Annotated in this window: 22 protein-coding genes; 13 read left to right on the top strand and 9 right to left on the bottom strand. The window is 44.3% G+C overall.

Annotation, left to right across the window (positions count from 1 at the left end; all coding sequences use genetic code 11):
* Positions 1-46: 46 nt before the first annotated feature.
* The 6 genes from CSH93_RS04780 to CSH93_RS04755 all read left to right on the top strand — a co-directional run bounded on the left by CSH93_RS04780 (position 47) and on the right by CSH93_RS04755 (position 7,724).
* Positions 47-2,857 carry a M16 family metallopeptidase gene (locus tag CSH93_RS04780; RefSeq protein ID WP_100642043.1) on the top strand — a complete coding sequence of 937 codons (2,811 nt, stop codon included), beginning with the start codon at positions 47-49 and terminating at the stop codon, positions 2,855-2,857.
* A gap of 99 nt (positions 2,858-2,956) precedes the next feature.
* Complete coding sequence (gene gshA / locus CSH93_RS04775; RefSeq protein ID WP_100642042.1) at positions 2,957-4,549, top strand: glutamate--cysteine ligase; 1,593 nt, start codon at positions 2,957-2,959, stop codon at positions 4,547-4,549.
* 133 nt (positions 4,550-4,682) lie between these two features.
* Entirely contained in the window at positions 4,683-5,273 is a 591-nt protein-coding gene (locus tag CSH93_RS04770) for a transglycosylase SLT domain-containing protein (protein WP_420807243.1), read from the top strand.
* A gap of 7 nt (positions 5,274-5,280) precedes the next feature.
* A complete protein-coding gene (locus CSH93_RS04765) occupies positions 5,281-6,819 on the top strand; it encodes a tetratricopeptide repeat-containing sulfotransferase family protein (RefSeq protein WP_100642041.1) in 1,539 nt (512 codons plus the stop codon).
* A complete protein-coding gene (locus tag CSH93_RS04760) occupies positions 6,819-7,472 on the top strand; it encodes a putative 2OG-Fe(II) oxygenase (RefSeq protein ID WP_100642040.1) in 654 nt (217 codons plus the stop codon). Before CSH93_RS04765 ends, CSH93_RS04760 begins: the two co-directional genes overlap by 1 nt.
* A 126-nt stretch (positions 7,473-7,598) precedes the next feature.
* Positions 7,599-7,724: a DUF3149 domain-containing protein gene (locus tag CSH93_RS04755; protein ID WP_100642039.1), complete on the top strand. Its 126-nt coding sequence runs from the start codon at positions 7,599-7,601 to the stop codon at positions 7,722-7,724.
* 11 nt (positions 7,725-7,735) lie between these two features.
* Here the strand turns inward: CSH93_RS04755 and smrB are convergent, their stop codons facing one another.
* Complete coding sequence (gene smrB, locus CSH93_RS04750) at positions 7,736-8,374, bottom strand: endonuclease SmrB (RefSeq protein WP_240615482.1); 639 nt, start codon at positions 8,372-8,374, stop codon at positions 7,736-7,738.
* A 10-nt stretch (positions 8,375-8,384) separates the two neighbouring features.
* Between smrB and prmB the strand changes: the two genes are divergently transcribed.
* From prmB to CSH93_RS04730, 4 genes are read left to right on the top strand one after another with little or no spacing between them, the layout of a single operon-like run.
* The gene (prmB, locus tag CSH93_RS04745; protein WP_100642038.1) at positions 8,385-9,311 is read left to right on the top strand and encodes a 50S ribosomal protein L3 N(5)-glutamine methyltransferase; all 927 of its coding nucleotides are present in this window, start codon (positions 8,385-8,387) and stop codon (positions 9,309-9,311) included.
* Positions 9,312-9,314: 3 nt separating this feature from the next.
* A complete protein-coding gene (gene aroC / locus CSH93_RS04740; protein ID WP_100642037.1) occupies positions 9,315-10,415 on the top strand; it encodes a chorismate synthase in 1,101 nt (366 codons plus the stop codon).
* Between the two features lie 31 nt (positions 10,416-10,446).
* Complete coding sequence (locus CSH93_RS04735; protein ID WP_100642036.1) at positions 10,447-11,583, top strand: MFS transporter; 1,137 nt, start codon at positions 10,447-10,449, stop codon at positions 11,581-11,583.
* A gap of 19 nt (positions 11,584-11,602) precedes the next feature.
* On the top strand, positions 11,603-12,514 hold the full coding sequence (locus CSH93_RS04730; protein WP_100642035.1) for a TolB family protein: 912 nt from the start codon (positions 11,603-11,605) through the stop codon (positions 12,512-12,514).
* Between the two features lie 44 nt (positions 12,515-12,558).
* On the opposite strand, the gene CSH93_RS04725 is transcribed toward CSH93_RS04730, so the two are convergent.
* A complete protein-coding gene (locus tag CSH93_RS04725) occupies positions 12,559-13,140 on the bottom strand; it encodes a Fe-Mn family superoxide dismutase (RefSeq protein ID WP_100642034.1) in 582 nt (193 codons plus the stop codon).
* Between the two features lie 225 nt (positions 13,141-13,365).
* Here CSH93_RS04725 and CSH93_RS04720 point away from each other — a divergent pair, with 225 nt between their 5' ends.
* Entirely contained in the window at positions 13,366-13,719 is a 354-nt protein-coding gene (locus tag CSH93_RS04720; RefSeq protein ID WP_100642341.1) for a Grx4 family monothiol glutaredoxin, read from the top strand.
* Positions 13,720-13,767: 48 nt separating this feature from the next.
* Here the strand turns inward: CSH93_RS04720 and CSH93_RS04715 are convergent, their stop codons facing one another.
* Complete coding sequence (locus CSH93_RS04715) at positions 13,768-13,962, bottom strand: (2Fe-2S)-binding protein (protein WP_100642033.1); 195 nt, start codon at positions 13,960-13,962, stop codon at positions 13,768-13,770.
* 328 nt (positions 13,963-14,290) lie between these two features.
* Between CSH93_RS04715 and CSH93_RS04710 the strand changes: the two genes are divergently transcribed.
* Positions 14,291-14,896: a peroxiredoxin C gene (locus tag CSH93_RS04710; protein WP_100642032.1), complete on the top strand. Its 606-nt coding sequence runs from the start codon at positions 14,291-14,293 to the stop codon at positions 14,894-14,896.
* Positions 14,897-14,959: 63 nt separating this feature from the next.
* Here the strand turns inward: CSH93_RS04710 and rnt are convergent, their stop codons facing one another.
* Positions 14,960-15,595 carry a ribonuclease T gene (gene rnt, locus CSH93_RS04705; RefSeq protein WP_100642031.1) on the bottom strand — a complete coding sequence of 212 codons (636 nt, stop codon included), beginning with the start codon at positions 15,593-15,595 and terminating at the stop codon, positions 14,960-14,962.
* A gap of 152 nt (positions 15,596-15,747) precedes the next feature.
* On the opposite strand from rnt, the gene CSH93_RS04700 reads away from it, so the two are divergent.
* On the top strand, positions 15,748-16,626 hold the full coding sequence (locus CSH93_RS04700) for a flagellar protein MotY (RefSeq protein ID WP_100642030.1): 879 nt from the start codon (positions 15,748-15,750) through the stop codon (positions 16,624-16,626).
* Here CSH93_RS04700 and glpQ read toward each other — a convergent pair.
* The 5 genes from glpQ to CSH93_RS04675 all read right to left on the bottom strand — a co-directional run bounded on the left by glpQ (position 16,623) and on the right by CSH93_RS04675 (position 22,223).
* Positions 16,623-17,648 (bottom strand): glycerophosphodiester phosphodiesterase, encoded by a 1,026-nt coding sequence (glpQ, locus tag CSH93_RS04695; protein WP_100642029.1) that lies wholly within the window; start codon positions 17,646-17,648, stop codon positions 16,623-16,625. The two genes, CSH93_RS04700 and glpQ, sit on opposite strands and share 4 nt — an antisense overlap.
* A 6-nt stretch (positions 17,649-17,654) precedes the next feature.
* Positions 17,655-18,038: a lactoylglutathione lyase gene (gene gloA, locus CSH93_RS04690; protein WP_100642028.1), complete on the bottom strand. Its 384-nt coding sequence runs from the start codon at positions 18,036-18,038 to the stop codon at positions 17,655-17,657.
* A 161-nt stretch (positions 18,039-18,199) separates the two neighbouring features.
* On the bottom strand, positions 18,200-18,880 hold the full coding sequence (locus tag CSH93_RS04685) for a Fe2+-dependent dioxygenase (RefSeq protein ID WP_100642027.1): 681 nt from the start codon (positions 18,878-18,880) through the stop codon (positions 18,200-18,202).
* Positions 18,881-18,890: 10 nt separating this feature from the next.
* Positions 18,891-21,161, bottom strand: a complete 2,271-nt coding sequence (locus CSH93_RS04680) for a TonB-dependent receptor (RefSeq protein ID WP_100642026.1) — start codon at positions 21,159-21,161, stop codon at positions 18,891-18,893.
* Positions 21,162-21,506: 345 nt separating this feature from the next.
* The gene (locus tag CSH93_RS04675) at positions 21,507-22,223 is read right to left on the bottom strand and encodes a DUF4386 domain-containing protein (RefSeq protein WP_164078297.1); all 717 of its coding nucleotides are present in this window, start codon (positions 22,221-22,223) and stop codon (positions 21,507-21,509) included.
* Positions 22,224-22,227: the final 4 nt, after the last annotated feature.

Here is a 22,227-nt window from a genome sequence, read left to right as displayed (position 1 = left end):
GGTGTAGTCCTTAAGTGCAGTACACATATCCTAAGAATGGTAGCAAATGAAGAAATATTGGTGGTTAATGAGTGTTGCTTGCTTGGCTTTAGTCAGTTGCACAACACTGAATCAAACAACGAAGCCTGCCAAGCAGGCGATGACAATCCCGCATGAGAAATACACGTTAGCCAATGGGCTAACCGTGATACTGCATCAAGACCAATCAGACCCGCTCGTGCATGTTGATGTGACTTATCATGTGGGCTCTGCACGTGAGGAAGTCGGGCGTTCTGGTTTTGCACATTTTTTTGAGCACATGATGTTTCAAGGATCTGCCAATGTGGCTGATGAGCAGCACTTTGAGATGATCACCGAAGCGGGTGGCGATATGAACGGGACCACCAATTCTGATCGCACTAATTATTACCAAACCGTACCGCGCAATCATCTCGAAAAAGTCCTCTGGTTAGAGTCTGATCGAATGGGCTTTTTGTTAGACGCGGTGACGCAAAAGAAGTTTGAAAATCAACGCGAAACGGTAAAGAACGAACGTGCTCAGCGTGTTGATAATCAGCCGTATGGATTGCGCGGTGAACGTGTCAGTGAAGCCTTGTACCCGGCTGGACACCCATACTCCTGGCCTGTCATTGGGTACGTAGAAGATTTGGATAGGGTTAATGTTGACGATCTAAAAGCATTCTTTCAACGCTGGTATGGACCTAACAATGCGATATTAACCATTGGTGGTGATATTGATATTGCACAGACTAAAGCTTGGATTGAAAAGTATTTTGGTCCGATAGGCAAAGGGCCAGAGGTTGAAAGGCAAGAAAAAACCTTGGTTACGTTAAATCAAACCCGCCACGTGGTGCTTGAAGATAATGTGCATTTGCCACTGATCCAAATGACCTTCCCGACAGTCTACGCTCGTCATCCTGATGAAGCTCCCCTAGATGTTCTAGCGGACATATTGGGTGGAGGAAGAACGTCGATTTTCTACAAAAACTTAGTGGTGAGTGGAAAAACAGTTCAATCAGCAGTGATGCATCCATGCAGCGAGTTGTCATGTGAGTTCCAGTTGATAGCGTTAGCTAACCCTGCAGTTACGGCAGATCTTGACGCGTTATACGAAAGCTTTCAGCAAGCGCTTGAAGAATTTGAAGTGCGTGGCGTCGAGCCTGATGACTTAACACGCGTTAAGATGGGTATTGAGGCTGGCACTATCTTTGGCTTACAAAGTGTTTCGCGTAAAGTCACAGCATTAGCAAACGGTGAATTGTATGAAGACCAGCCGGATCTGATCCAAGCGGATTTGGATCGATATAATGCAGTGACGGCAGATGATGTCATGCGGGTTTATCAAAAGTACATAAAAGATAATCCGTCAGTGGTGCTAAGTATTGTGCCTCAAGGCCAACGTGATATAGCTGTGAGCTTACCTGAGTACTCAATTCCACCACGCACTATTCCAGAAAAAGTTGGTGCTGATGTGTTTGTGCAAAGTGAGCATGCGCCAAGTGATTTTGACCGCTCACAAATCCCTCCAACTGGGGAAGCGCCGTTAGTAAAGGTTCCCAGTTTCTGGCAAGCTCGTTTTCAATCTTCGGTGCCAACATTGGGTGTAACCACCACAGAAACGCCGACGGTTAGCCTGACGATAAACCTCGAAGGTGGACCTTTACTCGATTCGATTGAAAAGTCAGGTCTTGCTTCTATGACCGCACAAATGATGAATGAATCAACGGCCCAACGTTCCAGTATTGAATTAGCCAATGAGTTAGCTAAGTTGGGCAGCAACGTACAGTTTTCTGCATCAGGGCGCTTTACGACTATTCACTTGAGTAGTTTACGCAAAAACTTTGATAAAACATTAGCAATCCTGCATGAAAAGTTGTTTTCACCGGGCTTTTTAGCGGCCGACTTTGACCAGTTAAAGCAACGCAGCTTACAAGCGATGCAACAGCAAATGAAGAACCCGAATACTCTCGCAGGGCGTGTGCAGGATGCGATCCTATTTGGCGAAAATAATCGAGTGAGTTTGCCGGATAGCGGTACTGTGACAACCCTACAGGCGATTGCGTTAGATGATGTAAAAGCATTTTATTCACGCTATTACAACCCGGCGAAAGCCAACATTGTGATAGTGGGAGATATCACTGAAAAAGACGCAATAGCAGCATTACAACCTTTTAATCAGTGGCAGGTTAACGACTATGCTATCCCCGCATACGAAGATTTCCCTGAATACGCAAAAGGCAATATTTATCTAGTTGATAAGCCTGATGCGGTGCAATCGGTCATCAGTATAGCAACACGTGCAATGCCCTATGACGCGACCGGAGACTATTTTAAGGCACGTTTGATGAACTTCCCGTTGGGTGGCCATTTTAATAGTCGAATAAATCTCAACTTACGCGAAGATAAGGGTTACACCTACGGCGCTGGCAGCTACTTCAGAGGTGGTAAAACACTGGGAACCTATTCAGCTGGTGGTGACTTTAATGCTAAAAATACGCTGGAAAGTATCCAAGAGTTGTTGCGAGAGATAAGCGAGTATAAGGCTAAAGGTATCACTCAAAGTGAATTGGAGTTGCTGAAAAAGGCGTTTACACAAGGTGACGCGCTTGATTACGAAACGCCATCCAATAAGGCTCGCTTTCTGCGCCATTTATTGGTTTATGATTTAGATCCGGATTTTACTGAGCGTCAGCTAGCCATAATCGAGGCATTGACAACTGAACAGATTAATCAGTGGGCACAGCAATACTTGAATGCTGAAGAAATGCATATATTTGTTGTTGGCGATGCAAAAACGTTGAAACCTCAGCTTGAGAGTCTCGGACGCGAAGTGATCATGTATGACGTTAAAAACTGATCTAGGTTAGCGTTACAAGATATAAGCTGGGCAAGTATTGGCGATTAAACGCGATATACTTGGTGAGTAAATAAATTTTAAGATTAAGTGGGAATACTTTTGCCAAATAAAACATTGAGTTTATCTGAAGCGGTGGCGGCTTTGTCGCAGCCTCAACGTGTTGAGTCTTTGCTCGGGATAAAACATGGCGTAGAGCGCGAAGCATTGCGGATCACTCCTCAAGGAGGTTTGTCGCAAGCGTCACATCCACGGGCGTTAGGTTCAGCACTGACTCATGATTGCATTACTACAGATTTTTCAGAGGCGTTGTTAGAGTTTATTACACCGCCAGAATCTGACCCGCAAACCACGCTTGATCAACTGAGTGATATTCACAAGTTCACTGTTGCCGCCATGGATGATGAGGCCCTGTGGCCCATGAGCATGCCTTGTTACATTGACAGTGAAGAGCAGATCCCCATCGCACAATATGGGACTTCGAATGTAGGACGAATGAAATCCACCTACCGTATAGGTTTGAAAAATCGTTACGGCGCTATGATGCAAGCTATTTCAGGTATTCATTTTAACTTTTCATTACCTGAATCGTTTTGGCAACAATATGCGACGTTAACGGGTGAAACTTATTCATCTGACTTCGTATCACAGCAGTATTTCGATTTGATCCGGAATTACCGTCGCTGGTGTTGGTTAATACCTTTTTTATATGGCGCATCTCCTGCAATCTGTAGCTCATTTCTTAAAGGCAAGAAACACAACCTTGAGTTTAAAAAACTGGGTAGAGGCACATTGTATTTGCCGTATGCCACATCATTGCGTATGAGTGATCTAGGCTATACTAACAGTCAGCAATCTGCGCTAGATGTTTGTTATAACAACCTTCATGATTATGTTTGCTCAGTGCGTAGAGCGATTGGCACACATAGTTCTGAATATGAACGTTTCTCGGCGGGTGAAAACGGTGAATATCAGCAGCTTAATCGTAATATTTTACAAATTGAAAATGAGCTGTATTCCCCGATCAGACCAAAACAGGTAGCCCGCTCGTTAGAAAAGCCGACTGATGCGCTAGAAGCGAGAGGTGTGAGTTATGTGGAAGTGCGGGCTCTTGATGTTGACCCGATGAGCGCTGAAGGCATCAGCTTACAGCAATTTTATTTCCTCGATGTGTTTCTGCTCACGTGTGTATTGACGGATTCACCCGCATTCACGCGAGAAACTTATACTGAGACCGAGCGCAATTTAAAACGTGTAGTGACCCATGGTCGTGATCCGTCACTCACTTTACATCGCCGAGACGAAAACGGTGAGTCGGTTGAAATTGGGCTGAAAGAGTGGGCGAGCGATTTGTTTGAAGCATTTAAGCAAGTGGCTAAGCTGCTTGATAGTGCCTATCAAACAACGCACTACTCAGACGCGGTCAACAATGAAAATCAAAAAGTGTTAAATCCGGATTTAACACCATCAGCGAAAATTCTATCGCACTTATTAGCGAGTGATATTGATAATGGCCGCTGGGGTTTAGCACTAGCAGAACAGTATAAACAGGAGTTTATGACTCGCGAATATAGACATTTTGATGAGTCTTATTTCGTTGATGCGAGTCATCAGTCACGCCTGGCGCAAGAAAGTGTTGAAGCGGCAGACGATAAACCATTTGATGTGTTTTTAGCCGAGTATTTTAGTCGGTAAAAGGACAAAAAAAAGCCTGGTTTGGGGCCAGGCGCATAAGGTTCCAGGGAAACACACATATTACTAGAACAGAAGTTTTGAATAAAAAATGAGCATTAAGTTCCCGCGCAAAAGTATTTTTTTTACTGGTCTGATGACTTTGGTCATGTTTCTGACTGGGTGTGCGACGACACCGCCTTCGGATATCAGTAATATTTGCGCCATATTCAAAGAAAAGCCGGATTGGTACGATGCCAGCGCCGACATGCGTGACAAATGGGGTGTACCGATTCATGTGCCTATGGCCATGATGTATCAAGAAAGTTCTTTTAAAGCTGATGCTCTGCCGCCAAAAGACTATGTGTTTTTTGGCTTAATTCCATGGGGGCGGGTGAGCTCAGCATACGGATATTCGCAAGCTAAAACACCGACATGGGAAGATTACGTTAGAGAAACAGGCAATTCATGGGCCGACCGTGATGATTTTGATGATGCTATCGATTTCATGGGGTGGTTTATCAGTAAAACCCACAGCATTAACGGAATTTCAAAATGGGATGCGCACGGTCAGTACTTGAATTACCACGAAGGCTGGGGCGGGTATAAGCGCAGAACGTATTCCAAGAAGCGTTGGTTGGTGAATGTTGCGGGCACTGTTAAAGCGCGCTCTTTACGTTATGCAGCACAGCTGAAAACCTGTGAAGCCGATTTGCAACGCGGTTGGTTCTGGCGACTCATTTGGTAGTATTTATATGAATGATTTGCAGTACCAACAGTCATTGGCCATGGTTCAACAAATGCTGTCCAACCGCCAAGTTGAACAGGCATATCAACTATTACAAACGCTTCATAAAGAAAACCCCACGGATCTTGTCGTGCTGACGCATGTCGTCGGGATTTTATTGACACGCCAGAATATCCAAGACGCTAATGTATTTATTGGAAAGCTACTAGCTCTCAGTGAAAAGCTAACTGATATAAATCACGCCGTTCATCTCATCAATCTCTTTATTACCCATCACCGCTATAATGATGCCGTTACATTGGCCAAAGGATTGCCGCGCAAATTGAGAATGGAGCCCAACGTGTTGTTGGCATGTGGCAATGCAGCACTGCAGGCGCGCGCTTTAGATATTGCGGTGGATTGGCTCGACACATACCCAGATTTAGTGCGTACATCGGTAAAGTTAAGTTTAATGAAAGCCAGTATCGCTTCAATGCAAGGCCGATTTGAACAAGCGGTTGAGTATTATCAGATAGTGTTGGCTATGCAGCCCGACAATAGTTTTGCGGTAGCTGGGCTTGCGAAGTGTCAGAGAATTGATCGGGCTATGCGAGAGGTCTTGTTGGCGGCTCCAGAATCGCAAACTGAGCCTGATGCAAGGGCTAGGGTTTTATATGCAAAGGCGAAAGCAGAAAATGACTGTGGCAACTACAGCGCTGCTTGGGAACTTGCCTCTATCGCCAATCAACTGAAAAAGCAACGCTCAACATTTGATGCAGACAGTTTACGTCAACAAGTTGATCACTTGCTCCATACCTTTACGCCAGAGCGCGTGAAGCAGGCACAGTCATCAAACGAAACCCAACATGTGTTTGTAGTGGGAATGCCTCGTTCTGGCACAACGTTAGTTGAGCAAATTCTTTCGGTTGTAGACGGATTTTACGCTGGTGGAGAGACGCCGGCTGTTGACTATGCATTATCCTTTACGCGGGCTAAGTCACACTATACCCAAGCAATGCTAAATGGAGAGGCTTTAGACTGGGAGAATGCTTGTTTGGCCTATGAACGTTATTATTCATGTTTTAATAACTTTAGTGGCGATCGAGTTATCAACAAAGTGCCGACAAACTTTTTTCATGTGGGCCTGATCAAATTAATGTTTCCTAACGCTAAAGTGATCAACATGCAGCGTTCTCCGTTGGATGTGGCCGTTTCGATATACTTTGAAAACTTTTCTCATTATTTTGCTTACACCAATGATTTAAAAGATATTTTCTTTGTCATCGATCAATATAAGCGGTTAATGGAACATTGGCATGGGGTTTTTGGCAATGATATTCTCGACGTTTCATACCAATCTTTAGTCAGTGACTACTCGCAAGGCATTAAAGACATTGGTGGGTTTTTGAATATTGATTTACTGTCACAGCAAAATGCGTCAAGTGCACAGAATCATGTCGAAACCCCCAGTGTGTGGCAAGTGAGGCAGCCGATTAATACTAATGCTGTAAACCGTTGGCAAAGGTATGCGCAATTTTTGGACGAATACATTGAGAGATACAGTTAATGTCAAATAGTGCTCAATTTCCTGCGGGCATGCAGTATGTAAACGCAAACAATGACAGAGTGATGCTTGCTAGAGGCGGTATTTTGCATACCGATGTTTGGCGTGCGATGGTGCCACGCTATGAAGAGCTGAATCAGCAGTTAAAAGACCAAATCCTCACCTACCAAGCTGAACATCCGACGATAGATCCAATGGCTAACCCAGGGTGTTGGCGCGGTAGTTCAGAATTCGAGGGCTGGGATACTCTGCGTTCATTCATCATCGATAATGTGAAAGCTATTCACCGCCATTACATTAACATTGGTGCTCCGTGTGCGCCCTTAGAGTCGTTTTCAACTGATAAATTTGAAATGAATTATTGGGCTAACGTGAATCAACCGGGCAGCGCCAATGCAATTCATACACATTCCAAATGGCATTGGTCGGGTGTGTACTATGTGCAGGGGACGGGAACGGGTGAGCTTGCTTTGTACAGTCAGGCGTATCTAAATCAACAAGTCACCCATGGTTTACCTTTTGGTCAATCATTTACGATTCCTGCCGAGGATGGATTGATGGTTATGTTTCCTAGCTATTTAATGCACGAAGTCATGCCAAACCTATCTGACAAAGCACGTATTAATATTGCGTTTAACGTAAAAATATTATTTTAAAAAAAACCGTTGATCTAGCTCAAAGAACCGGCCTAGCAGGTGATTAACGCATTGATCTCGATCAGTAATAAAAAAGCCAAATTGGTGAGAATAGAAGGCAGTTAAATTGTGCAGGAGGAAAGCACTATGCCTTTAGAATTATTCTTAGATCCCGTTGTTTGGATGTCACTATTATTGATAGCCATTATTTGTGTAATGGGCGGTTATTACACCTATTTGTTTTTACACAATAGTGCAGACCATAAAAAGTAAGTTTGGGTCTTTTAGCCGAGTTTAGGATCGGTATTATTTAGCAGCACAAGCAACGCGCCTTTGCCTCCCCATTCCAAAGGCGCTTGGTGGAATGCAATGATGTCGGGGTGCTGAATAAGCCAGTGCGGTACCTGTTTTTTCAGAATCCCAGAACCAATACCGTGGACGACACACACGCAGGCGATATGCTGTTGTTTGGCATGAAATATTAAGGCTGCGAGTTCTTGTTTGGCTTCTTCACGTGATAAACCATGCAAATCGAGCAGGAGCTCTGGCACATAGTCTCCACGCCGTAGTCGTTTCATTTCATCATGATGTTCGCGATCGCTAGAGTACCTTACTGGACCTTCAGGTTCGACGTACCCTTCAAATGCGTCCGAAAATGCAAAGTAGGCATTCGCTTTAGCCTGTTCAGAGCTTGATAGGCCTTCAAGCCGTGTTTGTTTAGGCTTTTTTAACGCACGTTTCTGTTGCGCAGATAAACTCACTTTGTCGTTTTTACCCAGTGGTTTAACACCTTTCAGAGAATCCCGAAAAAGATGTAAATCGTCGTCATCATTCAATACGTCAGTCCTGTGCAAAAAAGTTATAAATAGCGCACCCTCAACCGCAATAATTTCGGTATGATAGGGGGCATATACAAACGCCAAACAAACCTCAATGACTGATAAAATTTACCTTGATCAAGCCATTAACGATCTAGAGAGCATTTTAGATCTTGTTCGCTGGAGTGTCAGCCGATTTAATGATGCAGATTTATTTTTTGGCCATGGTACCGACAACGCTTGGGACGAGGCGGTAACTTTGGTTATGTTTGCTCTGCATTTGCCACAAGATTTAACTGAATATACGGGTGATGCATTATTTAATGCGCGTTTAACACATAGCGAGCGTCAAAAAATTGCGGAGCTCGTCCTAAAGCGAGTGCAAACACGATTACCATTGCCCTACCTGACGAATCAAGCATGGTTTTGTGGCTTACCTTTTTATGTCGATGAGCGAGTGCTGATCCCTCGTTCACCTTTTGCCGAACTGATCCAGAAGCAGTTTGCTGAGCATGTTAATAATCCGGCTGCAATTCTGGATTTGTGTACCGGTGGTGGTTGTATTGCGATTGCCTTGGCTCATGCCTTCCCAGAAGCCGAAGTTGATGCGTTGGACATTAGTCCTGATGCTATTGATGTGGCGAATATTAATATTCAGGAGCATGGTTTAGAAGGACGCGTTGTTGCCATGCAGTCAGATGTCTATTCAGCATTGCAGCATCAGCGTTATGACTTAATCGTATCTAATCCACCTTATGTTGATGCTGAGGATATGGCCGATTTGCCGGCGGAGTTTCAACATGAGCCGGAGCTTGCCCTTGCATCGGGTAATGACGGCTTGGATCTAGTCGACCAAATCATCGCACAATCTGCACAACACCTAACCGATAATGGATGGTTGTTCGTTGAGGTTGGTAATAGTTTGGTGCATTTTAGTGAACGTTTTCCCGGCTTAGAGATAGAGTGGATAACGTTGGAAAATGGTGGTGATGGTATTTTTGCCGTGTCTCGAGACGCATTATTGCGATACACAAAAGGGTAATTCATGTCAGGAAACAGTTTCGGAAAGTTGTTCACAGTTACCACCTTTGGTGAAAGTCACGGAATTGCAATTGGTGGAGTCGTAGATGGCTGTCCTCCAGGATTAGCATTAGATGAATCTGATTTACAGGGCGATCTCGACCGTCGCAAGCCCGGTACGTCGCGTTATACCACTGCGCGTCGAGAAGATGATGAAGTGCAAATACTCTCAGGTGTTTTTGAGGGTAAAACCACGGGTACTTCAATCGGTTTACTGATCAAAAATAAAGATCAGCGCAGCCAAGATTACTCGAAAATAGCGGACCGTTTCCGCCCTGGGCATGCCGATTATACCTATCAACAAAAATATGGATTACGAGATTATCGTGGTGGCGGTCGCTCCTCCGCGCGGGAAACAGCAATACGTGTTGCTGCAGGCGGGATAGCCAAGAAATACCTTAAGCAGGTACATGGCATCGAAATTTTCGGCTACTTATCTCAGCTAGGCCCAATTGAATTGGCGCTAACCTCTCCGGAGTGTATTAACGAAAACCCTTTCTTTTGCCCACAACCGGAAAAGATTGATGAGCTAGATGCTTATATGCGCGAACTTAAAAAGTCCGGCGACTCTATCGGCGCAAAGGTATCGGTTATCGCGAAGAATATGCCGGTGGGATTAGGGGAGCCGGTGTTTGATCGCCTTGATGCGGATATTGCCCACGCCATGATGGGGATCAATGCGGTAAAAGGTGTCGAAATCGGTGATGGCTTTGCAGTGGTTGAACAGAAAGGCAGTGAACATCGTGATACCTTGACGCCTCAAGGATTTGCGACCAATCATAGTGGTGGCGTGCTGGGCGGAATTTCATCCGGACAAGATCTTATTGTGCATATGGCATTGAAACCGACGTCGAGTATTTCAGTACCAGGCGACACCATAACGGTAGACGGTGAAGCCACTGATATCGTTACCAAAGGGCGTCATGATCCGTGTGTGGGAATAAGAGCGGTTCCAATTGCCGAGGCCATGTTGGCGATTGTCGTTATGGATCATTTGCTGCGTCATACAGCACAAAATGCAGGGGTTGTGAGTAGAACACCTGTCATTCCTGCGTCAATCAAATAATCTATGACCTCAACAGTAAAAGGATAGCCTAGTGAAACGGCTATCCTTAACTTACTTTCTCTATTTCGCCCAGTTGGGCATTATTGTTCCGTATCTGGGGATTTTCCTTGATGGCCGCGGCTTTAGTTCTGCCCAAATAGGCGAATTATTTGCGCTGATCACATTTGCCCGCATTTTTGGTCCTGGTATTTGGGCAAGCTTGGCAGATAAAACCGGCAAAACGCTGTTTGTTTTGCGGTTAGGGTGTCTATTAACGGTTATTAGTTTCGCTGGTGTTTTTTGGGCCATGACATTTTGGTGGTTAACCTTAACGTTTGGTCTGATGATGATGTTTTGGACAGCCGTGTTACCACAGTTAGAGGTCATTACCCTGACTGAATCCCGTGAGCGTTCAGTAAATTACGGCAACGTCAGATTATGGGGCAGTATCGGTTTTATTTTACTCACCATGTTGACCGGTCACTTGCTGGATGTATTTGGTAGCGAAGTGCCTATATACATTAGCGTAACGGTACTAGGGTTGTTATTTTTATCCACTTTGTGGATTGCGAATCCACGGCTCAAGCAAACCGAGACTAACCACAACCAAGGCGGTTGGCAGTTAGTGTTCAAGCCGGTTTTTTTAATATTTCTATTATCTGCGACCTTACTGCAAGTCAGCTTTGGCCCTTATTACGGTTTTTTTGCACTCTATATGCGTGACTTGGGGCATAGCGGGCAGTTTACAGGGTTTCTTATTGCACTGGGAGTAGCCGCTGAAGTCATTATCTTTATGTTGGCGCATCGTTTACTCCAACGCTTTGGCGTGAAATGGTTATTAATTGTTAGTATTTTGCTTACTGCCATTCGATGGTGGGTACTAGGATTCTTGGCGCATGCCAATGAGATGTTGATTGTTTCTCAGTTATTGCATGCATTTAGTTTTGGTTTAACGCATGCGGTAAGCGTGGCATTTATCCATCATTATTTTCATGCTGACTTTCAAAGTCGAGGTCAGGCTATTTATATCGGTGTTGCTTTTGGTGCGGGTGGCGCTTTGGGCAATTGGCTCGCCGGCCAAATGTGGTCTCAGGGGAGTGGGTCATTAGAGAGTTTTACCTTCGCCGCAATCATTGCTTTGGTGTCGGCGCTGATCCTGTTACCGTTGTCTAAACAAAAGTTAGCATAAGCTTTACAAGGAGATATTCATGGGGCGTTATTGGGCGGCAATTGTAGCTGCGAGTATTACCTGCACAAGCTGGGCGCAAATACCCGGGTCTGATATCTGGCTAATTGCCTTGCAAGATAATACTGATAGCAAGCATGCGGCATTAAAAGTTGCTGACACGTGGGTAAAAGTTACTGATGCGCCTTTTTATCATAATCAGCCTTATTTTACGGCGGATGACAGCCTTGTGTATTACACGGGGAGTGATGCATCAGGGCAAACTGACTTTTATCGTTATGATATTGCTTCGGGCAATACAGTGAATGTAACCCAATCTACTACGAGTGAATATTCGCCAACGCCAGTACCTAACCAAGAAGCATTGTCCGGTATTTGGGTCGATGACAACGGTAAACAATGGTTACGCCAGTGGTCTCTTAGTACTGATGACACACGTCAATTATTACCCATCGATCCGATTGGCTATCATGTGTGGTTAAACAACACAGACGTCTTAGTTTTTGTATTGGGGACAAGTGAAGAGCAGCCTCATACACTTCAACGTTGGTCTACTTTAGGGGACGCTCAAACAGGCGATATTGTTGATAACAATATCGGTGCGAGTTTATGGGCTATACCAAACCAAGCGGATAAGTTCAGTTATTCAAAGTTAGAAAATGAGCAGCATTGGTTGATGCAGTATGACGCAAAAACTAAACAAACCCAGAAGCTGACTAAACTTCCCGAATCGAGTGCTTACTATGCATGGACCCCTGATGGAAAAGCTGTCACGGTTAGTCCAGATAGTGAAGGGCTGATTTATTGGCAGTATGGTAGTGATTCAGACTGGCAACCATTTATATCGATAACGTCGCAATGTAAGTATGGTGCTAGTCGATTAGTGTTTTCGAACAATACTGAACAGCTTGCGCTGGTGTGTAACAGAGGGTAATAAAAAACCCCGCAGTAGCGGGGTTTTTCTTATTACACTAAAACTTATGCAAAGTTTTCTGCAGCGAACGCCCAATTTGCTAGCGCCCAGAAACCTTCTAGGTATTTAGGACGTACGTTGCGGTAATCGATGTAGTAGGCGTGTTCCCACAAATCAACTGTTAACAATGGCGTTACGCCTTCTTCAGTGATTGGCGTCGCAGCATTGCTTGTATTGACGATATCTAAGCTGCCATCTGCATTTTTTACTAACCAAGTCCAGCTAGAACCGAAGTTGTTCACGGCTTTATCATTGAATGCTGCTTGGAAGTCAGCAAAAGAGCCCCACTTTGCGTTAATTGCATCAGCTAGCGCGCCGGTAGGCTCACCACCACCATTTGGGCTTAGGCTGTGCCAGTAAAATGTATGGTTCCAGATCTGAGCAGCGTTGTTAAACACGCCACCGTCTGAAGACTTAACGATTTCTTCTAAACTTTTATTCTCTAGCTCCGTGCCTTCAATCAAACCATTTAGCTTGGTAACGTAGGTAGCATGGTGTTTACCATGGTGAAAATCTAAAGTTTCCGCAGAGATATGCGGTTCAAGAGCGTTTTTTTCGTAAGGTAAAGCCGGTAATTCAAAAGCCATGCGATGGTCTCCGTTGATTTCCTTGATTGAGTATTGGTTTGTTTATGGTCATGCAGCTGATAGATCTATGTCTTGTCCGCTGCAAACCTAAGTCTATTATTACTTCCAAGAATGTAAATGGGGTCACTTTTAAAAAGTGCAAGGGCAAGTTTATCATATGAACGCACCTTGAAACTCAGGCGGTTAATACTTATATTCCAACCAAGTCAATTTATTGAGAACGTTATGCAAACACATGATAGCCAAGCTACCTTGGATAAGATTAAGCAGCAAATTTCAGAAAATCCAATTTTATTGTATATGAAAGGCTCTCCGAAACTGCCGAGTTGCGGTTTTTCAGCGCAAGCATCGCAAGCCATCATGTCGTGTGGTGAACAGTTTGCCTATGTAGATATTCTGCAAAACCCTGATATTCGAGCAGAGCTGCCGGTATATGCGGACTGGCCAACTTTCCCGCAATTGTGGGTTGAAGGGGAGTTAGTTGGCGGTTGTGACATTATTCTGGAAATGTTTCAGCAGGGTGAGTTACAGCCGTTGATCAAAGAAACGGCAGAGAAACACGCTAGCAAAGACGCCTAGTCGAGCTGAGTTGATATAAAAAAGCCCGTTTTTAAACGGGCTTTTTTTTTAACACACTTCTTTAAACAAAGACTCATCGACTATGGTGTTGTCGATAATTTGTTGGGCCATTTGAACACATCGCCCACAATCCGATCCCATTTGCATTAATTGGGTTAATTCGCGCACGTTGCCAACGCCATGCGCTTTGACGGCTTGTTTAATGGCGGTATCTGTTACCCCGAAACACATGCAAACGAACATTGATTAACCCTGTAAAATAATTGCAAATGATAATAATTGTTATTTAGGTTATTGGCAAGCATTTTTTGCTTACTCTTTAATCACTATTTCGGGGTTAGGTGTATCTGAAACAATAAATATATTTCGTTTATTCAGCCTGCAACCCAGAAGTGCCCTTGACCGGGAAGAACTAATTCGTGTCGTCTATTGGGGCCAAAATAATTTCTGGCTAGGTAGTTGTTTTCACATAAATTGTACCTATATCCAAAAGGTCTTAGCCGTTGACGCAAACAGTCGTTACCGGAATACAAATAAAAAACACGAATTAAATTTAAATAGGGAGTCTCTCATGAGCGTACTTGTAGGTCGTCCAGCACCAGATTTTACTGCAGCAGCAGTACTTGGAAGCGGTGAAATCGTTGATCAATTCACGTTAAGTGAAGCGATAAAGGGTAAAAAGGCTGTCATCTTCTTTTATCCATTAGATTTTACCTTCGTATGCCCGTCAGAGCTGATTGCTTTTGACAAGCGTTTTGAAGAGTTCCAAAAGCGCGGAGTAGAGGTTATTGGTGTATCGATTGATTCTCAATTTAGCCACAATGCATGGCGTAACACACCGATCAACCAAGGTGGTATCGGTCCAGTAAAATATACGTTAGTTGCTGACGTTAAACACGAAATCTGCCAAGCATACGATGTTGAGCACCCGACTGATGGTGTTGCTTTCCGTGGCTCATTCCTAGTTGATGGTGAAGGCATGGTGCGTCATCAGGTTGTCAATGACTTACCTTTAGGCCGCAATATTGATGAGATGTTGCGTATGGTAGATGCGTTGAGCTTCCATGAAGAACACGGTGAGGTTTGCCCAGCAGGTTGGCAACAAGGTAAATCAGGTATGGATGCAAGCCCTGAAGGGGTTGCAAAGTACTTAGCGGAAAAATCTGACGATCTATAATCTTCCTTTCCGAACGAAGATGATAAAAAAGGCCACTGTAAAGTGGCCTTTTTATTACGAAATTTAATCTAAAGCAGACAGCGGCCAGCCACCTAACTTTTGCCATTTATTGACCATATAGCAAAAGAGCTCGGCAGTTTTTTCTGCATCGTATAGTGCTGAATGCGCTTGTTTAGAGTCAAAGCGGATCTTAGCCGCTTGGCACGCCTTGATGAGGACCGTTTGTCCCAAGGTCAATGCCGCTAGGCTAGTAGTATCAAATGAGACAAATGGATGAAAAGGGGTCCGTTTTATCGACTGCCGTTCTAATGCTGCATTGACAAAGCCTTGGTCGAAACTAGCATTGTGCGCAACAATCACCGAACGCTGACAATCCGCGAGTTTTTGCGCTTTTCGAATGGTTTTGCATAGATCTTTCATTGCCTCAGATTCACTGACTGCGCCTCTTAATGCACAGTTGGGGTCAATCCCATTAAAGTCTAGTGCGGCTTGCTCTATGTTAGCACCCTCGAATGGTTCAATGTGACGATGAAACGAAAGGTCAGGATGAAGCATCAAGTTTTCATCATACGCGACGGTGACGGCGGCAATTTCTAACAACGCGTCGGTTTGGGCATTGAAGCCTGCCGTTTCAACATCAATAATAACGGGAAAGTAGCCGCGAAACCTACCAGCTATAGCGTTGGTATCATATGACATGAAAAAGATCTTATTGTTGACAGTTTGATTGCTTATTAAACAATATTCATTGATTTGCTGTGCAGTATGACAACATCGGTTGTATCTATCCAGTTTAAGGCTAAACTTTTATGTTCAAATGACGATAAAGAGCTAGGTTCGTTGGAGTATTTATGCCTTTTCACAAGTCACTACTTTACGCTGGTGTAGCTACTGTATTCGCTATGGGCTCTGCCCAGGCTAATATGCGGCAGTATTCTGCAGGCGTAGAACAGTCAGACTGGCAAGTTACCCAACAATCACGTATCGCCTGTGATCTCTCACATTCTATTCCGGGTTACGGCGAGGCGATCTTTTCAAGCGAAGCGTCAAAGCAGCTGAACATGATGTTTGAGCTGGACATGATGCAACTACCAAAAAGTTTCGGTGTGGCAGCGGTTTACTCGGTACCGCCGAGTTGGATGCCTGGGCAGCAGCACAAAGCGTTAGCCGAGATGACAATTCGTACTCAATACAATGGCGATTTGCCAGAGCAGACGGCTTGGACCATGTTGAGCGAACTTGAAAAGGGTTATTGGCCGACGATTTATTATCAGGATTGGTACAATCAATTCGATAAAGTAGCCGTCGCACTAAATGCAGCGAATTTTATTCCCGCCTATCAGCAGTTTGTTGCCTGTGTGTCCAACCTATTACCTTATAGCTTTGATGATATTGCTTATACCGTGTTGAGTTATAAGAAAAACAGCGTTGAATTAACCAAGTATTCGCAACGACGTCTCAGCATGATTGCGGACTATCTCAAAGAAGATGCTGAACTTGAATTAGTATTATTAGATGGTTACACGGATAGTTATGGTGGGCGTTGGAATAATGAGCAGTTATCTATTCGAAGAGCAAACGAAATTCGTGACTTTTTTGCAAATGCCGGCGTATCACCCAATCGCATTGATGTGACAGGACATGGTGAAAAGCGGCATATATCACCTAACACGACTGAATCCGGTCGAGCACAAAACCGTCGTGTTGTGATCCGCATGGCAAAGTCTTAACGATCTAAGAAACCTCTGACAACATCCGTTTGGTCAGTAAAAACACCATCAACTTTCATGCGCGTGAACAATATATCGAGTAGTTGCTGCTGACCTATCCCTTGTGGCAGTGAGTCAGACCTAAAGGTATAGGGATGTACCAGCAAGCCTTGTTGTTTTGCCAATGCGTGAAGACCCGAAGGGGAAAGCTTTTTGGGATCAATCATCTGGTTTAGCCAAGGCCCAATTCCCACTGCGTATTGAGCAATTTCAGCTAAACCCTGCTCAGTCATCAAAGCATCATAGTTGATGTCAGATTCACCCCAACTATTATCTGCCAATAATTGTATCAATTTTACCTTGGCGTTAAGTTGAGTTTTCAAACGTTTGACTTCGTTAAAATCAAAGCACTGAAGATAAACCTTTGCTGCTGGATGATTTAACCCATGTGCTTCTAAAGACTTTAGGGTTGCTGCGGAAATATCATACCCTTGTTGTTGATGCCAACCTGGAGATTTTATTTCGGCATAGATTCCAACATCTTTTCCAGTCAGGGAGTTGAGTAATTTTATTAGCTCGATTTGCTCATTAAACGTTGCAATAGTGAATGCCGCGTTGCCAGAATAGCGATGAGGAAAAACCTGTTCACCAGCCTTATTTTTTCGCTCGTGAACGGCGAGCTGCTTTAATTCGGCCAGGTCAAAATCAATCGCGTAGTAACGGCCGTCTGCACGTTTGCGCAGTGGATACATGTCTGCCACATTGGTGACTCGGTCAATATGAATGTCATGTAGTACAACTAACTCACCATCTCGGCTGAGCACCAAGTCCTGCTCTATATAGTCAGCCCCTTGTTCAAACGCCAAAAGCGCCGCTGGTAGCGTGTGCTCAGGCAAATAGCCACTGGCACCTCGGTGCGCAATGACAATTGGCTTTTGTTCGTGCGTTTCAGCACTGGGTAAACTCTGAACTGCATTTGTAGCGCAACCTAATAAGCCTATAAGGCATGTAAATGCACCGAAAAAAACTCGTTTGCGCCTCATGATAATTTACGCCTTTTCAATTAACTCAATGGCATAACCATCAGGATCTCTTACAAATGCGATCACAGTGCGCCCACCTTTCACCGGGCCCGGAGGGCGGTAAACATCAGCACCATGCGCTGTCAGCTGCTCACAAAACGCATAGATATCATTCACTGCAAAGGCAATATGGCCGAATGCATCGCCATGAGTATAGCTATCAGTATCCCAATTGTAGGTAAGCTCCAGCACGGCTTGTTCTGATTCATCTGCATAGCCGACAAAGGCTAAGGTGTAACGATATTCAGCGTTTTCGCTGGTGCGTATAAGCTTCATGCCCATGACATCAGTGTAGAATTTTATTGAGCGCTCTAAATCGCCGACCCGAAGCATCGTATGTAACATTCGCATGAAAAACTCCTATTAAAATCATATGAATAGGCTATTAATCGAGTGGGAGCGTATTATACATCTCTCGATATGCCTCAGCGCATTCTATATTGCACTGTAAATATTATAAAACGCGTATAATCATCAATGGATCATATTGGCTTTATGTGACGCTCAGATGACTATACAGATGCGTGTTTACGGATCAAATTGTGGTATACATGGTGAAGACTATCGAGTTGTTGGCGCGGTATTTGTTCATTTTGCATCAACGATTGAATAGTTTGGTCAAGCTCGAAAAGAACCTCGCGAATGTGGGTGTCTGACACTAGACTTTGCATCCAGGTTATAGCGGCCAGACGAGTACCTGAAGTCACGGGGGTTACCTGATGTAAGCTACTCGAAGGGTAGGTGACAGCATCGCCTGCTCGAGGTTTGACTCGCTGCTCGCCGAACTCTGTTTGTATGACTAGTTCACCACCTTCATATTCGTCAGGCTCTGACAAAAATAGCGTCATTGACATGTCAGAACGTAGTACCTCTTGTGAATGGGGCAAGCGCATGATCGCCCCATCCACATGAAAGCCATAAGATTCGCCTTGCGTATAACGGTTGAAGCACGGCGGAAATATTTTATGCGGAAGGACCGCAGAGACTAATTTTTGTGACTGCCCATAGATCCCCAGTAGCTGGTTAGCCAGTTGCTGAACCAATGAGTGGCTAGGGTCGGCTTGGCCGTTTTCCTTTACAGCCGCCGCCATCCCCATTGCAGTGCCTTTGCCATCTAGCCATGGCGCTTGATCGAGGTGCTGTCGAATTGAATCGACTTCCTTTTGCGTCAATAATTGTTCGATCAAGACCATAGTGTTCTCCTTAAAATTGGTAGGTTAGGGTAGCGCGTACCGATTGTCTGTCACCAATGTACATAAATTTGGGGGCGCGGTAAGTAGACGTGTAGTACTCGTCATCAAACACGTTACCTATATTGATACGTGTCGTTAGATCTTCAGAGATGTTATATGACGCAAACAGGTTGTACACGCGATAAGCAGGAACCTCTGGACCACTAGAACCGGTGTCAGGCTGTCCACCTGTCATACGATCTTTATAAGTCACATCCCCACCAAAGGCAAAATCATCGGTGACTTGGTAACGCGCTTGTGCGTAAAAGCTTTTATTCGCAAACAGTGCTAATGGTAAGCCCACATTATCTGGGTTCGATGCTGATTCAAGAACTTCTGAATCCATAACAGCGGTACTAACTTGAATACTCAGTGCGTCAGTGACTTGTCCATTTAAGGCAAGTTCAACTCCAGTTACTTCATGCTTACCGGTATTGAGTGCACCAGTGACATCGTAACCACGACCGGCGCCTTCCATTATGTCATCTTTGGTCAATTTAAACGCTGCTAGTTGAACGAACAACTGTTCGTCATTGAGCGACATCTTGGTGCCTAATTCAAGGTTTGTAACAGTCTCAGGCTCAGCATCTGCATTGCCATCTGAATCAGTACATACACCACCGTATCCACAGTTCGCGCCAACATCGGATTCTCCACCATTAATGTTTGTCGCAGTGCCATACGCAGCGTATAGATTAATGTCATCTACAACCTCGTACACAAGCCCCAAATGACCATTGGTCAGGGTATCTGAGAATTCATATAGTGCTTCTCCACTGCGTCCGTTTGCAAGGTTGCTATAGTCATATGCATCTAAACGAATTCCTGCGAACATCATCAATTTATCCGTTACCTGCACGGTGTCCATTAATGAGAAAGCCGACACGGTGTACTGATAATCCGCTGAGAAGTCGCCCTTAGTCGCATTCGAACGATCTATAACATTATTTAATCCTGCGACTATGTTCCCCGTGGGATCAATCGCACAGAAGTTTTCACCAATGCCGCCTCTGCCACTTGTCCAGCAGTTAGTTTGACTGACTGACCCCGTGTCGCTGTATCGCCCATTGAGAACTGAATAGTCGGAGTATTCAGCACTGATGACGATTTGATGATTCGTGTCAGCTAAGGATACGTCAGTAAAGAGACTGAATTGAGTCGATAAGTGTTCAATGTCTTGATACGCCGAATGACTGCCGAATCCAAACGTTGTGAAACCATTAATGCCTGCTATAGCATCTGCTTCTGTTATATAACCCGTGGTACCGCCGGCGCTGGTGGCAACATAGCCATTGTTGGTTTGGCCATAGCGCGTAATATTGTAAAGCTTCCAGTTGGGATTGAGTTGGTATTCTACTCGGACTGTTGATGACATCGCTTCAGAATACAAAAAGTCATGCTTTTGCGCATAGACCGGAATATCTTTAATGATCTGTTCGTTGACTTGTGTCGTGCCAAAATCAGGTACATCTTCAGCTTTTAAGTAGTAGATGTCAGCCCAGACTTTTGTTTTATCTAAATCGTCATAAAGACCAGACAGGAGGGCACCTTGGCGATCTCGTTCAGCGCCATCACGTTTAGGCGCATCTTCTGATGCTTTGAGAATATTGATACGAGTGGCGAATGAATCGTTGATAGGTGTGTTGACGTCTAGCGTTGTACGCAAATAGTTGTCACTGCCCAATCCGACATCAACGCGACCAAAATCATAATCAATAGAGGCTTTTTTGGTAATACTGTTGATCGCACCACCAGAAGAGCCTCTGCCCGCAAACGTAGAACTCGGACCCTTGGTGATTTCAATTTGTTCGACAGAAAAGCTCTCTCGCGTATTCATGCCTGGATCACGCAATCCATCAACAAATACGTCGGAACGTGCTTCATGACCACGGATGATATAGCGATCACCAAACGCGTTACCATTTTCACCCGTTCCCAATGTGACGCCCGCCTGAGTCGACAACACTTCTTTAAGATCTGAACGGCCTGACTCTTCTATTTGATCTTTGGTTAATACCGTTATGGTTGCTGGCGTATCTACTAGATCGACTAATCGTCTTACATCGCCCGATCGTTTCACGTTATAGATGGAGTTTCTTACGCCGTGTATTTCGATGAGTTCCACCGCGCTTGTGCGTTCTTCGATAGATTTTTCAGATTCTTCATTCGTCGCGAGTGCGGGTAATGCAAATGCGAGTGTGCTGATAAGGGCTGTTGATCCAAGTTTTGTATGTGTTGACACTTTTCTTCCTTCGTGGTGACAGAGATGGGCTATGGTAAACAAACAAAATAAAAATGCAAATGATAATTGTTATCATTTAAAGTTTGTGCAATGAAGAAGTTTGCGTGAAAGTGATGTGGTAAGGCTGAAAAGTGATTTTTAGTGGTGAAAATGCTATTTGGTGTTCTTTAGCAATCACTTAAAAATTGACACGAAATGCTATAAATGTGGCGCTATAACGAGAGACAAGTAACGGTCACAACAATCAGAAATTAATAAAAATATAGGCTATGCCGCACAGACAGCAGTCAGCGCTAAACAGAGCCTATAAGGATGGGGAACCCCAAAGAATATGTAGCTTTGGCGCTAGTGACTCGATATTTCGTTGACAGTAGATTGGTTATTCACTCCCTTAATCAACAACCAGATCCCAACACCGAGTTCAAACAAAGCGCCCGGAAAAAGCACAAACATTGCTTCGCGAGGTAAATCAACTATGAGTAGTCGTGCCAAAGGGTAAATGATCAAACTGGTGTAGGTGATCATCCCCCAAACGGACCAGAATCGTGGAATATAGCGCGTCTTAAAGAACAAATAAAACGTAATGACGCCTGCAAATCCCATCGGTATCCAACTGTATTCATAGGCAGGTAGTCTAAAACTGGAGGCAATAATCACTATCGCATGTAATTGCTCCATGTCGACGGTATTCTGTAGATAAGTACTATTGGTCAATGCAAGCATGCCCATACCAATAACGACCGCCATTCCTCCGGTGATTATTTCAATTAATCGCAGACACAAAGCAGTTTGTGCGAGTTGTTTACTGACGGATTTAAATACAATGTAAAAAGATACAGAAGCCATAACGACGCCCAGAAACATCACTATTTCAGCCGCACTGCCTAAACGAAACTGCAATTCGTTCTCGAATATCCCTTGCGTATGCGCCGCGCCAACATCGGACAGTTGCGTATTTAATACAAAGTTTTTAATCAATCCTGCCAGCGTAAAAATGATGTAAGAAAGGCCTGCTATACGGGCATAGTAGGCTTGAAGATTTTGGTTGGTTAATTTTTTCACTCTC

The organism is Neoalteromonas facilis (assembly GCF_002807665.1).
In the GTDB taxonomy this organism is placed as follows: domain Bacteria; phylum Pseudomonadota; class Gammaproteobacteria; order Enterobacterales; family Alteromonadaceae; genus Alteromonas_E; species Alteromonas_E facilis.
Note: the sequence above shows the minus strand (reverse complement) of the source record. Positions and strands in the feature narration are given on the sequence as shown.

What these genes read in the sequence shown, in the direction of transcription:
- CSH93_RS04730 (WP_100642035.1), top strand. Translation starts at nt 11,603, where the DNA reads ATGGGGCGTTATTGGGCGGCAATTGTAGCTGCGAGTATTACCTGCACA.
- rnt (WP_100642031.1), bottom strand. Translation starts at nt 15,595, where the DNA reads ATGTCATATGATACCAACGCTATAGCTGGTAGGTTTCGCGGCTACTTT.
- aroC (WP_100642037.1), top strand. Translation starts at nt 9,315, where the DNA reads ATGTCAGGAAACAGTTTCGGAAAGTTGTTCACAGTTACCACCTTTGGT.
- CSH93_RS04725 (WP_100642034.1), bottom strand. Translation starts at nt 13,140, where the DNA reads ATGGCTTTTGAATTACCGGCTTTACCTTACGAAAAAAACGCTCTTGAA.
- CSH93_RS04780 (WP_100642043.1), top strand. Translation starts at nt 47, where the DNA reads ATGAAGAAATATTGGTGGTTAATGAGTGTTGCTTGCTTGGCTTTAGTC.
- glpQ (WP_100642029.1), bottom strand. Translation starts at nt 17,648, where the DNA reads ATGAGGCGCAAACGAGTTTTTTTCGGTGCATTTACATGCCTTATAGGC.
- CSH93_RS04700 (WP_100642030.1), top strand. Translation starts at nt 15,748, where the DNA reads ATGCCTTTTCACAAGTCACTACTTTACGCTGGTGTAGCTACTGTATTC.
- prmB (WP_100642038.1), top strand. Translation starts at nt 8,385, where the DNA reads ATGACTGATAAAATTTACCTTGATCAAGCCATTAACGATCTAGAGAGC.
- CSH93_RS04685 (WP_100642027.1), bottom strand. Translation starts at nt 18,880, where the DNA reads ATGGTCTTGATCGAACAATTATTGACGCAAAAGGAAGTCGATTCAATT.
- CSH93_RS04720 (WP_100642341.1), top strand. Translation starts at nt 13,366, where the DNA reads ATGCAAACACATGATAGCCAAGCTACCTTGGATAAGATTAAGCAGCAA.
- CSH93_RS04755 (WP_100642039.1), top strand. Translation starts at nt 7,599, where the DNA reads ATGCCTTTAGAATTATTCTTAGATCCCGTTGTTTGGATGTCACTATTA.
- CSH93_RS04770 (WP_420807243.1), top strand. Translation starts at nt 4,683, where the DNA reads ATGACTTTGGTCATGTTTCTGACTGGGTGTGCGACGACACCGCCTTCG.
- gloA (WP_100642028.1), bottom strand. Translation starts at nt 18,038, where the DNA reads ATGCGAATGTTACATACGATGCTTCGGGTCGGCGATTTAGAGCGCTCA.
- CSH93_RS04710 (WP_100642032.1), top strand. Translation starts at nt 14,291, where the DNA reads ATGAGCGTACTTGTAGGTCGTCCAGCACCAGATTTTACTGCAGCAGCA.
- CSH93_RS04715 (WP_100642033.1), bottom strand. Translation starts at nt 13,962, where the DNA reads ATGTTCGTTTGCATGTGTTTCGGGGTAACAGATACCGCCATTAAACAA.
- CSH93_RS04765 (WP_100642041.1), top strand. Translation starts at nt 5,281, where the DNA reads ATGAATGATTTGCAGTACCAACAGTCATTGGCCATGGTTCAACAAATG.
- CSH93_RS04760 (WP_100642040.1), top strand. Translation starts at nt 6,819, where the DNA reads ATGTCAAATAGTGCTCAATTTCCTGCGGGCATGCAGTATGTAAACGCA.